Origin of the sequence: Arenibacter sp. F20364 (assembly GCF_023015905.1) — a bacterium.
In the GTDB taxonomy this organism is placed as follows: domain Bacteria; phylum Bacteroidota; class Bacteroidia; order Flavobacteriales; family Flavobacteriaceae; genus Arenibacter.
In genome coordinates, this window is record NZ_JALKBD010000009.1 from 182,632 (window position 1) to 197,077 (window position 14,446).

13 protein-coding genes are annotated in these 14,446 nt (G+C 39.5%); 5 read left to right on the plus strand and 8 right to left on the minus strand.

Translation table 11 applies throughout. The annotated features are described in order from the left end of the window. Nucleotides 1-49: 49 nt before the first annotated feature. Genes MWU84_RS09810 through MWU84_RS09820 form a run of 3 tightly spaced genes read right to left on the minus strand, consistent with a single transcriptional unit; the run spans nucleotide 50 to nucleotide 3,756 of the window. Nucleotides 50-973 (minus strand): endonuclease/exonuclease/phosphatase family protein, encoded by a 924-nt coding sequence (locus tag MWU84_RS09810; protein ID WP_246901141.1) that lies wholly within the window; start codon nucleotides 971-973, stop codon nucleotides 50-52. A gap of 13 nt (nucleotides 974-986) precedes the next feature. After that, a complete protein-coding gene (locus MWU84_RS09815; RefSeq protein ID WP_246901142.1) occupies nucleotides 987-2,273 on the minus strand; it encodes a glycoside hydrolase family protein in 1,287 nt (428 codons plus the stop codon). A gap of 16 nt (nucleotides 2,274-2,289) precedes the next feature. Beyond that, a complete protein-coding gene (locus MWU84_RS09820) occupies nucleotides 2,290-3,756 on the minus strand; it encodes a sulfatase (protein ID WP_246901144.1) in 1,467 nt (488 codons plus the stop codon). A 224-nt stretch (nucleotides 3,757-3,980) separates the two neighbouring features. Between MWU84_RS09820 and rlmD the strand changes: the two genes are divergently transcribed. The 3 genes from rlmD to MWU84_RS09835 are packed head-to-tail and all read left to right on the plus strand — an operon-like array spanning nucleotide 3,981 to nucleotide 6,740. Continuing rightward, complete coding sequence (rlmD, locus tag MWU84_RS09825; RefSeq protein WP_246901145.1) at nucleotides 3,981-5,396, plus strand: 23S rRNA (uracil(1939)-C(5))-methyltransferase RlmD; 1,416 nt, start codon at nucleotides 3,981-3,983, stop codon at nucleotides 5,394-5,396. An 11-nt stretch (nucleotides 5,397-5,407) separates the two neighbouring features. Continuing rightward, entirely contained in the window at nucleotides 5,408-5,938 is a 531-nt protein-coding gene (locus tag MWU84_RS09830) for a DUF6452 family protein (protein ID WP_246901146.1), read from the plus strand. Continuing rightward, a complete protein-coding gene (locus MWU84_RS09835) occupies nucleotides 5,919-6,740 on the plus strand; it encodes a DUF6048 family protein (protein ID WP_246901148.1) in 822 nt (273 codons plus the stop codon). The genes MWU84_RS09830 and MWU84_RS09835 overlap by 20 nt, the downstream gene beginning before the upstream one ends. On the opposite strand, the gene MWU84_RS09840 is transcribed toward MWU84_RS09835, so the two are convergent. Continuing rightward, entirely contained in the window at nucleotides 6,718-6,948 is a 231-nt protein-coding gene (locus tag MWU84_RS09840; RefSeq protein WP_246901151.1) for a hypothetical protein, read from the minus strand. The genes MWU84_RS09835 and MWU84_RS09840 overlap by 23 nt on opposite strands. Nucleotides 6,949-6,980: 32 nt before the next feature. Then, nucleotides 6,981-8,144, minus strand: a complete 1,164-nt coding sequence (locus MWU84_RS09845; protein WP_246901153.1) for a THUMP domain-containing protein — start codon at nucleotides 8,142-8,144, stop codon at nucleotides 6,981-6,983. Between the two features lie 90 nt (nucleotides 8,145-8,234). Between MWU84_RS09845 and MWU84_RS09850 the strand changes: the two genes are divergently transcribed. Then, nucleotides 8,235-8,906, plus strand: coding sequence for a ZIP family metal transporter (locus MWU84_RS09850; RefSeq protein WP_246901155.1), 672 nt, complete (start codon nucleotides 8,235-8,237; stop codon nucleotides 8,904-8,906). A 1-nt stretch (nucleotide 8,907) separates the two neighbouring features. Further along, nucleotides 8,908-9,336 (plus strand): DUF4268 domain-containing protein, encoded by a 429-nt coding sequence (locus MWU84_RS09855; protein ID WP_246901158.1) that lies wholly within the window; start codon nucleotides 8,908-8,910, stop codon nucleotides 9,334-9,336. On the opposite strand, the gene MWU84_RS09860 is transcribed toward MWU84_RS09855, so the two are convergent. From MWU84_RS09860 to MWU84_RS09870, 3 genes are all read right to left on the minus strand, one after another. Further along, nucleotides 9,333-9,950 carry a hemolysin III family protein gene (locus MWU84_RS09860; RefSeq protein WP_246901160.1) on the minus strand — a complete coding sequence of 206 codons (618 nt, stop codon included), beginning with the start codon at nucleotides 9,948-9,950 and terminating at the stop codon, nucleotides 9,333-9,335. The genes MWU84_RS09855 and MWU84_RS09860 overlap by 4 nt on opposite strands. 81 nt (nucleotides 9,951-10,031) lie before the next feature. Further along, the gene (locus tag MWU84_RS09865) at nucleotides 10,032-11,990 is read right to left on the minus strand and encodes a plastocyanin/azurin family copper-binding protein (RefSeq protein WP_246901161.1); all 1,959 of its coding nucleotides are present in this window, start codon (nucleotides 11,988-11,990) and stop codon (nucleotides 10,032-10,034) included. 16 nt (nucleotides 11,991-12,006) lie between these two features. Continuing rightward, the gene (locus MWU84_RS09870; protein WP_246901162.1) at nucleotides 12,007-13,908 is read right to left on the minus strand and encodes a DUF1080 domain-containing protein; all 1,902 of its coding nucleotides are present in this window, start codon (nucleotides 13,906-13,908) and stop codon (nucleotides 12,007-12,009) included. Between the last annotated feature and the right edge of the window lie 538 nt (nucleotides 13,909-14,446).

Consider the following 14,446-nt stretch of genomic DNA (forward strand, 5'->3'; position numbering starts at 1 on the left):
TTCTTAAAACAATTTATGAATTGATTTTCATTACGGAAAAACCTACTGTTCAATCCTTTAGTTCAAACCTGGCGCTCACGGGATAATGGTCGGACAAATACCAATTCCCTGCCGCATTATGAACTTTTGCTTGCAAACATTTTTTATTTAAATCAGGTGAAACCATAATATAATCTATACGTTCCAGACGCGAGGCCAATTTTTCCTCGGATTCCTTGTTTATTTTCGCCAAAACCCGTCCCGGAAAGCTGCCCCTTTCACTAATACCCGCTGAAAATTTTTGGACTACATCGTACAAAGGGATTGAAAGGAATTTAGACATTACGGCATAATCAAAGTTGCCGTTTATAATATTGCCTTTCAACCCCTTTTCCGCATTGGATTCCCGCAATCTCTTTAATAGATAACCATTGGGATCGTACAAATCGGCATCAAAAGGTGAATGGTCGTTAAAATCTCCCAAAACCACATATTTGGAACTAGTTTCGATGATGGCCTCCAATTTTCTTGAAAGTATATTGGTCTCTTCACGTCTTCTTCCAATGCTTCCGGGATGCAGATGAATTACCAAAAAATCGATTCCGTTGGTTTTGCAATGCAAAGCACCATGATGCATACCTTCTACAATTCTTTCTTTGAGCTCTATTGGGTATTTGGAGGTAAAACCAACGGAATATCCTGTAGTCTTTAACAAAACGGAATAGGGATGCCCCCAAGCTGTTGCATCTTCCTGCAACTTTTCAGGGGTATAGGCACATAATTCCTGAAGTGCCACGACATCTGGAGTTTGAGTACTTATCCAATTGCGCACTTTTTCCCTTCTTTCCTGATCTTTGCCCCAATCATAACCATTCCAAATATTATAGGTGATAATTCCAAAATCGCCTTTCGTTTCCTGTGATACCATCAATAATGGGAACAGGAGAAAAATCAATAGAATATTTTGAGTGCATTTTTTCAATCTGTGCTTCATTTCATTCTTAATTTTATTCGACAATAACTTCCAAGGGAATCTGCACATTAAAAGAACTGCCATCGTTTTTAGCGTTTACATTTCCCAAGGCAGATGCTGCATACAAATATTGGGGTATACCCTCATCATTCAACAACAATTGCGGACGTTCCAATCTGTCAACCTCAATGATAGAACCATCCGTCAAAAGTAATTTTCGCTCCATAAAGAGAGGGTTTTTTGTCAAATCCCATACTATTCCATCAGAGGAAGATAAAAGGGCCAAAGTTTTTTTATGCCCGGTCAGCCTACCGGAAAAGTCCTTCACTATGGCCAAAAATTTTTGAATTTTATGGGAGTACCAAACAAAGGGGTCTTCTGTGCTTGCCAAGGTACCGTTGGGCATTCTCACATCAAAAACAAAACTATCCAAAGGCCGGAATGGACCATTAGGATTGTTACCTATAGCTACTCCATGTACCCCCTTCCACTCTGGCTCGTAAACATTGCCCTTAAAATACAGCATATACTTTTGGTTTATGGGATTATAATCCACAGAAGGGTTCACTACAATTATGTTGTCGGGCTTTGCCTTTGTACCAATTGGGGAACCATTTAGAATATGATCCGATTTCACCCTTGTTCTAGGTATTAATAATGGCCGTTTTGGACGATCAAAATTACCCGAAAGCAAATTTTCAAAACTCTCAAACTCCAACACCCCAATACAAAGGGACTGTTGCACCCTTGAACGTTGGTCCAAATTTTCGCCTTTGGACCCCTTGGGCTGTTCTCCAGGATCTTTGGACCCTATATAATAGAGATAATACTTTCCATTAAATTTTTTAATATGTGGATTGTGTACCATTTGGGCATCCCATGATGAGTAATCCCCATGGTAACGCGTACCCTTCAATACTATTTTTTGAAACTCAAAATCCCTATCCGGATAGTCTGAAACAGCATAGCCAATTTTGGATTGCAACACCCAATCCCGCGCAAAGCTTCCTCCTTCCTTCCCGCTTTCCCACAGTGAAAAAAGCATATGATATTTACCATCGTCCCCTTTAACCACACTTGCGCCCCAAACAAAATAATTGGGAATTTGAAATATGGATGCCCCTATTATTTCATTTGGAGATTCCATTACATCTACCATTTTGGAATCAATTCTTCCAGCTGTGACCCTTATATTTTGGGCCCTGCAAAAAAAGCTATTGTGTGTGCCCAATAACAGGATTGCCAATATTAAGTAAGATAAAGTACCGTTCAATTTCAATTTGTAGTTTTCCTTGGCACCATGACACATTTTTACTTTCAAAGATCTGTCAGTTTTGCTAATTTGATCCATATTGGATCCCTAAATCATTAGTCCTAATTTCCCTTAATTTCCCTGCCAATATCTTTTGCATGTCCTGGACCACATCTGAATAAGCAGGATTATGTGCCAAATTATTGTACTGTTTGGCATCGTGCTCCATATCAAAAAGTTCCATTCCAGCTCCGGCATCTTCATCGTATTGAATATATGCCCATTTATGGTTGCGCAGTAAAAAGGACTTTCCTCCTTGGGTTACGGAAAAAGCATAATCCCGTACGGTGGTCTTAGGATCGTCCAAGGTTTTAACCAGACTTTTTCCCTGTAAGTGTTCCGATGCCTTTAGCCCTGCCAATTCTGCCAAAGTAGGATATAGGTCCAAGAGTTCCGAAAAGGAGTTGCAAACGGCCGGAGCCTTACCGGGAACCTTTATAATCAGGGGAACCCTAACCGATTCCTCATGTAGACTTACTTTCATCCAAAACCGATGCTCCCCCAGATGAAATCCGTGGTCCGAAGTAAAAACAACAATGGTATTTTCCTCCAAGCCTTCCTCCTTTAAGGTTTTTAATATCTTTCCTACCTGGGTATCCATATAGGCGACGGATGCATAGTAGCCTGCTACGGCCTTTTTTTCCTGCTCTTCGGACATTTCACCATTTACACTGGTTACGTAATTAATTCCACGGGCTGGAATATCGTCCCAATCATTTTCTACTTTGGGCGGTAAAACCATTTGCTGGTGTGGATAAGGTTCAAAATACTTTTTGGGAGCAACAAAGGGCACATGCGGCCGTACCAGACCCACCGCCAAAAAGAAGGGGTTATTCCTATTCTCTTTAATAAGTTGAACAGCTTTTTCAGCAGTTTTTCCATCTGAATGCACCAAATCATCCCCATCTGCCTTTACAATGGTCATGACATTACCCCCTTTTCTGGGCTTTAGACCATAGGGGTTATTCTGCACCAATTCGGCTTCTCCTTCAGCGGTCCATTCCGGTCCTTGACTATTGAACCGTTCGGTCCAAGAGGCCTCGTCATCCTGGCCGTTAGAACCTGTTTCAATATCTATGGGAACTCCCATATGATATATTTTACTAACCCGGGCAGTGTAGTACCCATTGTCTTTAAACAATTGAGAAAGGGACTTACGCGAAGGGCCCACATTTTCCCTACCACTTACATATCCATAAGTAGTAGTTGCGTTGGGATAATAGCCAAACATTAAGGATGCTCTTGAAGGGCCACAAACTGGATATTGGGTATATGCCCTTGTATACTGGACGCCTTTGGCCGCCAATTGATCAATATTGGGAGTGTACGACGCCCTATTTTCATAAGATGAAATGGCAGTGGCGGTTAAATCATCAGCAATTATGAAAAGTATATTTGGTTTATTGCCCCTAATTCCTTTTGCTGTTCTGCCCTGCTGAGCCTGTCCAGAAAAAAAGCTGATCATGAAAAGGCAAAAAAAGAATTTTATCATTATAATTAATTTATAGGGTTTAAAGATTAATGTTCATTACGATCAGACGACTAATATTCTGTGCCCTTAAATTTATCATATGCCGCCAATTCAAACAAATCGAAACAATTCTTGGCCCCGATTTGTATTTTATTTCTGCTAATGCCAAAACGAATCTAACAAATACAAATAAGACTCTGTTAAAAAGCTAGATAAATCCTAAAAAAATCTCCTATTTTTGCGCCATGCGCAGAAAGAATAGAAGACAAGTTTTTGAAAACGTAGAGGTAGTAGATGCAGGAGCCAAAGGAAAAACCATTGGAAAAGCACCCGATGGAAGAGTAATTTTCTTAACCAATACAGTACCTGGTGATGTGGTAGATGTTATGACCACAAAAAAAAGAAAGGCCTATTTTGAAGGCGTTGCCACTAATTTCCATACCTATTCGGACAAAAGAACCACGCCTGTTTGTGAACACTTCGGGGTTTGCGGGGGGTGTAAATGGCAGGATATGGGTTACGAGCACCAGCTATTTTATAAGCAAAAAGAGGTGGAAAACAATCTTCGCAGAATTGGTCATTTGGAATTGCCCAAAACCAATGCCATTTTGGGATCCAAAAAGCAATATTTTTACAGGAACAAGATGGAGTTTTCTTTTTCGGACAGTAGGTGGCTTACCCTGGAGGAAATAAACTCCGGTAAAGAAATTGATGACAAAAATGCGTTGGGATTTCATATTCCAGGAATGTGGGACAAAATATTGGACATAAAAAAATGTCATTTGCAGGAAGATCCTTCCAATGCGATCAGGTTGGAAATAAAAGATTTTGCCATTAAGAACAACCTGTCCTTCTTTAATCCCCGAAACCAATGGGGCATGCTGCGGACGGTGATGATACGCACTTCCTCTACAGGTGAAATAATGGTAATGATTCAGTTTTACGAGGACCATTTAGAGAAGCGGGAATTGCTGTTGAACCATTTAGCATCGATCTTTCCAGAGATAACCTCCTTGTTATATGTTATCAACCAAAAACAAAATGACACTATATATGACCAAGAAATCATATGTTATTCTGGACGGGACCATATATTTGAGGAAATGGAAGGCCTTCAGTTTAAAATAAATGCCAAATCATTTTATCAAACAAACTCGGACCAAGCCTTTGAACTATACAAAGTAACCCGTGATTTTGCCGGACTTACCGGAAATGAATTGGTTTACGACCTCTATACCGGTACAGGGACCATTGCCCAGTTTGTAGCAAAAAAAGCCAAAAAGGTGATAGGCATTGAGGCCGTTCCAGAGGCCATTGCAGATGCTAAGGCCAATGCAGAAAGAAATAAAATAGATAATGTAGATTTCTTTGCAGGGGATATGAAGAATGTCTTTAATCCGGCATTCATCAAAGAGCACGGCAGGCCCGACCTTATTATTACGGATCCTCCTAGAGATGGTATGCATGCTGCCGTTGTTCAGCAAATATTGTCTATTGCCCCTGAAAAGGTTGTATATGTTAGCTGTAATAGTGCTACACAAGCCAGGGATCTTGAAATGATGAAGGAGGATTATGAAATACTGAAAGTGCAGCCCGTGGATATGTTTCCACAAACCCATCATGTTGAAAATGTTGTACTTTTGAAAAAACGGACCAAATAGTCCATCGAAGCATGAAAAAAATCTATATTCCAATACTCTTTATAATTACATTTATTGGCTTCGTAGCCTGCGAGAAAGATGATATTTGTATAGACGGAAACACCCCCTTGCTGGTTATTAGATTTTATGACGTGGACAACCCCACTGAATTAAAAAAGGTTAGCAAATTTAGAATTGTGGGAATTGGTCAAAATACCACGGTTACCACCGTATCCGATAGAACCGATTCGGATTCCATTGCCATTCCATTAAAGGTTGCAGAAAACAGAACAGGTTTTTATTTTATCAACAACTCTTCAGACGTTGAAGCTACCAATTCCGAGGGAGAGACAATAACCGTAGAAGGAGGGGATTTAGATACCTTGTACTTAAATTATACCAGAATAGATAAGTTTGTTTCCAGAGCATGTGGATATATTGCCAATTATGAAGATGTAAGTAGCGATCTAAAAATGGAAACGGACAACTGGATAAAGGATATAGAAATTGTAACCCCATTGGTAGAAAATTCAACAGCGGCCCATGTTAAGATATTTCATTAGTAGTTTTTTATTTCTCGCCTTTCTTTTAGGTTACTCACAAAGTAAGCCTATTGACTTGCAGCCAAAAGACACTGTGGCCCACACCGACCCTTACGGCATTAGGGTAGGGATAGATCTTAGCCGCCTGTTAATATCATTTCTAAATGATGACTATCAAGGACTTGAAATAGTTGGGGATTATAGAATTACGAATAAACTTTATGTGGCTACAGAACTGGGTAATGAAAAGAATACCAAACAAGAAGACCTATACAATTTTACCACTTCTGGAAGCTACTTAAAACTGGGGGTAGATTATAACACCTATGGAAATTGGTATGGTATGAACAACTCTGTACACGTAGGGGGACGCTATGCCTATAGTACTTTTAGCCAAACTTTGAACAACTATCAAATATATGACACCGACCGATATTGGAACGACCCCGATTATCAAATCAATCCGGACCCCAATGCCATCAACGATTTTCCATTGGGTTCAGATATCGCCAAAGAATTTAGTGGATTAAATGCCAGTTGGCTGGAGGCCGTGCTAGGTGTTAAGGCGGAACTTTTTGCCAATATTTATTTGGGGGCCAGTGTTCGTATTGGGTTCCTGGTCAGCAACAAGGACCCGGACAATTTTAGAAATCTATGGATCCCAGGATTCAATAAAGTAACAGACGGGAGTAAATTTGGTGTTGGCTACAATTATTCCATTACTTATTTTTTACCGCTTTACAAAAAAGCCAAAAAAATTAAGGAAAAGGAAGAAAAAGAACCGCCAATCCCAGAAAAACCTAGAGCTCCCGGAAACCCTTAATAAATATCCATTTCATCATCAATTTTTCTCCGGATTTTGATTTTATAGCACTAAATTTAGGTGCCAAAAAACTTGCTGCTACCGCAGCTATAAAGGCCAGCACCAAAGTGTTGAGAGATAAGAACATACCCAATAACAATCTACCTGCCACAAATAAAATGGCGAAGCCTAGAAAATTAAAGAGAAGAGCTTTGTATTTCGGTTTCAAGATTACTATACTTTTAAATTATCAATTACAGGCTATTCCGCTTTATTAAATTTGGCCTTCTTACTCCCCTCGTACATTACGTATTTTACCAGGCGCGACTCCAAATGGCTATTAAAGACCTTGATCTTTCTGGAAGGACGAAGCCCTACAAACTTTAAGGCCTCCAAATTGGATGTAATGAACCAGGCATCGGTACCAGGGTAATTTCGTTTTAAGGTATTACCTATATCAGTATAAAAATCCTCCATTTCTATATCCAAACGCTCCCCATAGGGCGGATTGAATACCATGTGCAAATGGTTGTCCGTGAATTTCTCGGTATCAAAAAAGTTTTTCCTCTCCACCATTATATAATCGGATAAATTGGCATTAACAATATTATCCTGGGCCTTTCTAATAGCGGAAGGTGCCTTGTCATATCCAATGATCTTATGATTAAACTCCCTTGTTCTTTTAAGGCTACTATCCACAATTTTTTCAAAAAGATCGGCATCAAAATCGTGCCATTTCTCAAAGGCAAATTCCTTCCTATTAATGTTGGCTGGAATATTACAGGCAATCATGGCCGCTTCTGTCAATAAAGTGCCACTACCGCACATCGGATCCAAAAAATCACATTGTCCGTCCCATCCACTTAACAACAACAGACCGGCTGCCAATACCTCATTTATGGGTGCAATATTGGTAGCAGTCCTATACCCCCTTTGGTGCAACGACCTTCCCGAGGAATCCAAGGCCACATTGCATTGATCATTTTGAATATGGATATTGATCCTTACATCCGGGAATTTAATATCCACATCCGGCCTACTGCCGTCCGTATCCCTAAACTTATCCACTATGGCATCCTTGGTTTTTTGGGATACATATAAGGAATGGGAAAAGTTTTCACTATTTACTGTTGCGTCTATAGCAAAAGTAGTGGAGGTTGATAGATAATCAAACCAATCCATAGCATAGATCCTTTTGTAAAGTTCATTCTCATCCCGAACCCGAAACGAATGGATAGGTTTAACAATTTTTATTGCAGTTCGCAAACAAAGGTTCGCCTTGTACATAAAACCTGTATCGCCCTCAAAAAAAACACTCCTAACCCCTTCTTCAACATTCCCAGCACCTAGATTACGCAGTTCCTTGGCTAAAATTTCTTCAAAACCAAACATGGTCTTGGCCACCATTTTAAAATTATTGTTCATATCTACCATTAAGATTACCGCAAAAATACGTTAATTTTAGCCCTTATTAGATTATATGGTAATTTTGTACCAATCCAGAATTAATCCTTAATGAAATATTTATTACCCATTCTTGGCGTATTGCTAAGTTTTATCTTTGTATACTTCACCAAACCAAAAAATAAGGAAGTATTTAAACTTTTCCTCGCTTTTAGCGGAGCTTTTTTACTGGCGCTTACTGTTTTTGAATTGTTCCCAGAAGTTTATGGTAGTGCGGAGCCAAAAACTGTTGGGGTATTTATTATGCTGGGAATCCTACTGCAGATTTTTCTTGAATTTTTTTCCAAGGGGGCCGAACACGGGCATGTTCATTTAGATCCCGAAAAATCCGATTTTCCGTGGATGCTTTTCATAAGCCTATGCATTCATTCACTACTAGAAGGATTGCCTATAGAAAACCACGGCACTATTCTTTACGGAATTTTGATACACAAAATTCCCATTGCCATCATCCTTAGCATATTTTTATTAAGCTCTAAGATCAAGTTACCGTCCGCAATATTTTTTATTGTGCTTTTCTCATTAATGACACCCATAGGCACCTACATTGCTGCCAATTATGAGTTTGTCCACACCTATGCCGTCTTGCTGAACGCTTTGGTCATTGGTGTTTTCCTTCATATTTCCACTGTAATTCTATTTGAAAGTTCGGAAGCGCACAAATTCAACCTACGTAAATTGGTAGTCATTATACTAGGTATCGTAATTGCTTATTCCCTATAGGATGTTTAGTAAGGAAGAAGCTAAAAAGTTAAGACAAGAGTTCTGGATTTCATTCGGAAAATCTTTTCCCAGAAAATGGATTCTTTACAACACCGGAATTAAGGATTTCTCCTTTAAGTTTCATTTTGATCTGTCAACCGCAATGGTCTCTATGGATATTGAAAACCAAAATCTAGAGAAACGTCTGGAATTATGGGAAAAATTGATTTCACTTCAGTCGATTTTTAAAAAGGAATTTCTGCCAAATGCCCTGTTCGAGGATACGGTTTTCCTAGAAAATGGGAAAGAAATTTCAAGGGTGTCCGTTAGTTTAATAAATGTTTCCATACACAACAAAAACACTTGGCAGGAGACCATGGTATTCCTGAAGGAAAATATGGCCAAAATTGAAGAATTCTTCAGCGAATATGAAGATATAATTAGACCTTAAAGCACATCGATCAAAATAAAACACCAATGGCTTATGGCACCTCCCAAAACAAACAAATGCCAGATGAAGTGATTATAAGGGATTCTCTCAATAGCATAAAAAAGAATCCCTAGAGTGTAAAAAGCGCCCCCAAGAAAAAGCGCCCCTAGCCCCACGGTGGTGGTATTAATCAGTAAGTTATCCAAATCCAATACGATCAACCAGCCCATTATCAAATAAAGCAAAAGCGAAATAAATTCATATTTTCCTGTGTAAAATATCTTCATAAGCGTCCCAACGGCAGCTATACCCCAGACAGTATAAAAAAGTAACCACCCATTACCTTTTTCCAACAATATTAATGCTACCGGTGTGTAGGTGCCAGCAATTAAAAAATAAATACTGATGTGATCCAATATTCTTAATTTGTTTTTCAAATTGGGATCCTTGACACGATGGTATATGGTTGATGCCGTAAATAATAGTACAAGGGTAAAACTGTAAACAATAATGGAAAAAGTACCATAGGAGGATTCATGCCCACTATTCGTATATAGAACAACAAAACCTAACAGCGAAAGAATGATACCGAGGGCATGTGAGCGGCTATTTAGTATTTCCTCATTAGAAACCATACCGTAAAATTAAGCATTTGCTTCTATTGAAGATTAAAAATATAATTACGAGTTCATTCGGTTATTAAATCAGCCCATATTTTATTTTACAACAAGTTTAGCCCGCATCACTGAAGAGTGTCCTGGAAAGGTACAAACTATCCAATATTCACCAGGTTCCTCGGGCATTTGTACGAATATTTTTTCTGATGTTTCCGGTTGTAGAATAGCGGTATGGTACAATACTAAATCGGTATCTGGAACATAATTGTAATCAGGACCTTCCAGTCCCAGCATCAAGGCCATTTGACCCACCTTATCCACCGACTCCTTACCCTTCCGGGTAATTACCAGGTTGTGCATCATATCGTCGTTATTATTAAAGGTGAGCTCTACCCTAGCACCCCTTTTGACTTGCACTTCCTCAACGTCATATTTCAGTCCCGGTTTGGTTCCGATCATCAATTTTTGATCGGATTTATTATTCCAATCACTGGGCATTTTTATAATTCTTTTAGGCTGAATAATATTTTTGCCCGATTTGGCCGTTACTGTCATTTGTGGAGACTTCAATACCCCACCTGGGACCTCGTTTAGGGTATAGTAACCAGTGTTATGAAGCAGTTTCTTTCCAGTAACAGAGGTGAGCTCAGGAATTTTCAGCTCGTGAATAAATCCTAAACGCATGCCGTGCAAGGTCAATTTAACGGATAGTCCATCTGGAGAAACCTCTGCCTTGTGGACCATTACTGGTTGTTCTTCGGTGATTGGGCTTCCATAGGTATTGTGATATTTATAGGTGAAATTTTTCATTTCATAGCTAGTTATATCACTTGCCAAATTTTTATTGACAGGTTGAGTAAATTCCAGTTGAAATCCGTCATCCAAGGCTTTCATAGTTTTTATTTCAAAGGGTATTTTCCCGGTCCAGGCAAGCCGTTGCAAACCATATGGAGCTTTCCCAGTAGAAGACCAGCCCCTACTGGTCATACCAACAAACATACTATGATCACTTCCCCAGATCATCCGTAATATTCCAGAGGAAAATCCTTCACGAAACAAAAAGGAGGCACCTTGGTATACCCCGTTGACTTTTTCCATATATACCCGCATAATCTTGCTATGTCCCTGGTCCCCAATAAATATCTGGCCATCAAAAGGTCCAAATTTTCCTTTGGTAGTATCGTATAAAATGTCCGATGTGGAAATTCCTTGTATCGTATGGGGGAACCATATTGCCGGAGCTTTAAGTTCGGGTACCTTTTTGGCATATTCATAGAGGCTTAAACCAGATTGTTTTTCAATTTCCTCCTGTTTCAATTTTAAAGGCGATTGTGGATCATCTATCCAACGTAAACCTTCTGGGTTACCTGCGAAATCGCCTACTTCCAAATGGGTCATCCTTCCTGAACCTACCCAGTCCCCTTGATTTTCCGTGTAGAAAAAATCCCCTTCAGGACTAATCTGAAAACCTGCTGGCGATCTTAAGCCCGTGGCTATTGGCGTCATGTCCCCTTCTGGAGTTATTTTTAGCATCCATCCCCGCCACTTGACCAAACTGGCTCCATGGCCGATCCAGGATAAATTTAAGGTAACCAACATGTCCCCATTGGGCAAGATTTTAGGTCCATAGGAATAATCGTGATAATTCCCGGAAAGTGGCCAAGAGTAAATAGTCCTATAACTATCTGCCTTTCCATCCCCATTCTTATCATCCAACCTGGTCAATTCTCCCCTTTGGGAAAGATAAAAGCCATTATCCTTATAGGCCAAGCCCAAAGCTTCGTGCATCCCATGTGCATATCTTTTATACTTTGGATTTAGGCTATATGGCTTATCTATTAACCACACCTCGCCCCTTCTGGTGGAAACTCCTAATTTATCCCCATCAGTAAAGGCCAAACCTCCTACTTCCAATACAATATCATCTGGAATGGGCACATCCACTATTTTATAATATTCCGACTCGATTTTGGCTAGCTCCGAACCGTTCTGACCATAGGCCAACTGTAATGTACCTAATAAAAAGATTAAGGAAACTACCTTATTAAAATGCTGCATAATTGGTTGTTTTGGGTTACCAAATAATATTGTAATTAATGTTATTATCGCCTGCGGGTATCTTTAGAAGTAATTCATCCCGCCCATTCGAATGCCGGATCACAGGAACCAATCCGTCGTTTCCGGAAAAATCTATGAAATAACTCTCATCATTCACAATAAAGGTATCATCCTGGAGCTGTTGGATTGATTCCCCTTCGGCCATTTTATGCCAGATATCTTCTTTTCCATTGATGGTAATAGAACGATTTAGTCCACGACCACTTTCAGAAGATTTAAATGAATTTTTAATAGCTGTTCCTTCAACTTGATACAAGAATACTGGTAGACCATTTTTTTCTATTTCATACCCCAGTTGCCTGTACTTTATATTTGAAGGAATACTATCTGGCCAAACAGTATCCCTGTCTTCCAAAATCATAAAATCCGGATTACCGTGAAAGGAGACTGAAAATCCCTTTGGTTCCGCAAGTTGGTCGATACCTCGGGCATGCCACATTTGGGTTACATCAAGAAAATTGCCCTGCCATACTTTTAATATGGACCCCCTATTTAAATCGTAGGAAAAATTTATATGCTCCGGGGTGCCTACGGCAATACAATGAGTTCTTTTTTCTCCCTTATGCATCATATAACCACGCTGGATAGCAACTTCGTCCCTTACGTCAATGACAATATTATCATCGGACCCCCGTTTTGCACTGCTCAGAGAACCCGTAGCCGCCAAGGACAATTTTTGAATTTCAGGGCCCTCTACCTCTAGTCCAAAGCCTGTATTCCAAGGGTTGTGCTTATTGTAAATAAAAGTGAACGGAACTATCCCCTTTAACAATTCTACCTTTGCTATACCGGGTTCTTTTAAGGAATAACTTCCATTTAAATTGACTATCGTATCATTGTCTATTAGTAATAATCCACCTCCATTATTTACTTTATAATCAAAAAGATATGTACCTGAATTGGGAATGTTCATATTACCCTGATACTTCAATACTCTCTTAACCCTGTCTCCCGTGACCATTTTTGCAGAAATACTATCTGTATTTATTTCCCGTACCACTGTAAGGGTGTCCAAACGAGCAATGGTATTGGAATTACTTTCATATTCCGTCATCATCATATCGGATAGGGATATGGTTTTATCCTCGTATAGCTTATACTTAATATTCCTAAGCGCAACAGGGCCATGATCTCCTTGTATCATTAATGGGCCTCGTAGTTTTTCATCCTCAAATGATGCCGCCCGGGTTGGACCTGTGACCTCCACATTCTCTTGGATCAAGACACCGTTCAACCATACCTCCTGAAAAATAGCATTCTTAATTTTGGAACCAGACTTGTCGAACCTAGGGGCGTGAAATATAATTTTATAGTGTTGCCATAATCCAGGGGATTTTGAAGCGTTGATCTTTGGAGAATGTCCTTCGAACTTCTCATTTCCCTTACCACGGGCATCATCCCATCTCTGATAAATTCCGCCCATATCACCGGATGTTGGTTCCTTTACTCCCCAACTATCCAATAATTGCACTTCATATCTGCCCTGAAAATAAATTCCGGAATTAGAGTTGACCGGCATCATTACATCCACTTCAATTTCGATATCCCCATGCTCAAAAGAAGTGAAAATATGACCGTTTTTACCATTTTGATTAGGCTGATTGACAAGAGCACCTACACCAGGCGTTGTTTCAATTGTCCTTTCCAAAGACCTGTCAACATAAACCTCCTTTACAATTTGCCAATTGTCAGTTTCCGCCTTAAAAGCAGACAAATCATCTAGAGTTATTGCTGTAAATGGTAAGTAATCTTTGATTTTCAAAGGTTTCTCAGGGGTGATGTCCACTTCTTGGGTTTTACGTTCACCGCATGAAATAAGCACTAATAATAGCCCACCAAAAAGTATAGGAATTTTCATAAAATAAAAGCTTAGGTTGATCGAAACTGTGGTTACAGATACTAAATATATAACTTTAAGTTATAAAACTACAATAAAGCTGGGTTCTAGCAACAAATCTCGTTTGCCCCAACTCCCGTAACAGTGGTCATTTGCACTACGAAAAGGTTTTCGTAAAATTGAGTATTAGCAGATAGCCATTCCAATTAATTGAATGATGTGGTTGGAACTAATTTTGGTAGCTAGATGAATATATCTATATGGACAATCAATCATCCAATGTAGCAATGGGTCAATTTGATAATGTGACAATGTAACAATTATTTAATGTGAAAATTGGTCAATTCGTCAATGTGACAATTTGCAGATCTATCAATGACGGTCCCCGGGTGCAAACGAAGTGCCGCACGAAGGGCTATGGGAATCTACCGCGTCAGGGGCGTTCATTTATGAAAGTTTAGTGCAAAAAAAAGTCCCCTCATCTGATGATGAAGGGACTTCAAAAAAAGGCGGCGGCCTACTCTCCCACTTGGTGTAGCAGTACCATCGGCGCAGACGG

What these genes read in the sequence shown, in the direction of transcription:
- MWU84_RS09810 (WP_246901141.1), bottom strand. Translation starts at nt 973, where the DNA reads ATGAAGCACAGATTGAAAAAATGCACTCAAAATATTCTATTGATTTTT.
- MWU84_RS09820 (WP_246901144.1), bottom strand. Translation starts at nt 3,756, where the DNA reads ATGATAAAATTCTTTTTTTGCCTTTTCATGATCAGCTTTTTTTCTGGA.
- rlmD (WP_246901145.1), top strand. Translation starts at nt 3,981, where the DNA reads ATGCGCAGAAAGAATAGAAGACAAGTTTTTGAAAACGTAGAGGTAGTA.
- MWU84_RS09830 (WP_246901146.1), top strand. Translation starts at nt 5,408, where the DNA reads ATGAAAAAAATCTATATTCCAATACTCTTTATAATTACATTTATTGGC.
- MWU84_RS09835 (WP_246901148.1), top strand. Translation starts at nt 5,919, where the DNA reads ATGTTAAGATATTTCATTAGTAGTTTTTTATTTCTCGCCTTTCTTTTA.
- MWU84_RS09845 (WP_246901153.1), bottom strand. Translation starts at nt 8,144, where the DNA reads ATGAACAATAATTTTAAAATGGTGGCCAAGACCATGTTTGGTTTTGAA.
- MWU84_RS09850 (WP_246901155.1), top strand. Translation starts at nt 8,235, where the DNA reads ATGAAATATTTATTACCCATTCTTGGCGTATTGCTAAGTTTTATCTTT.
- MWU84_RS09855 (WP_246901158.1), top strand. Translation starts at nt 8,908, where the DNA reads ATGTTTAGTAAGGAAGAAGCTAAAAAGTTAAGACAAGAGTTCTGGATT.
- MWU84_RS09860 (WP_246901160.1), bottom strand. Translation starts at nt 9,950, where the DNA reads ATGGTTTCTAATGAGGAAATACTAAATAGCCGCTCACATGCCCTCGGT.
- MWU84_RS09865 (WP_246901161.1), bottom strand. Translation starts at nt 11,990, where the DNA reads ATGCAGCATTTTAATAAGGTAGTTTCCTTAATCTTTTTATTAGGTACA.
- MWU84_RS09870 (WP_246901162.1), bottom strand. Translation starts at nt 13,908, where the DNA reads ATGAAAATTCCTATACTTTTTGGTGGGCTATTATTAGTGCTTATTTCA.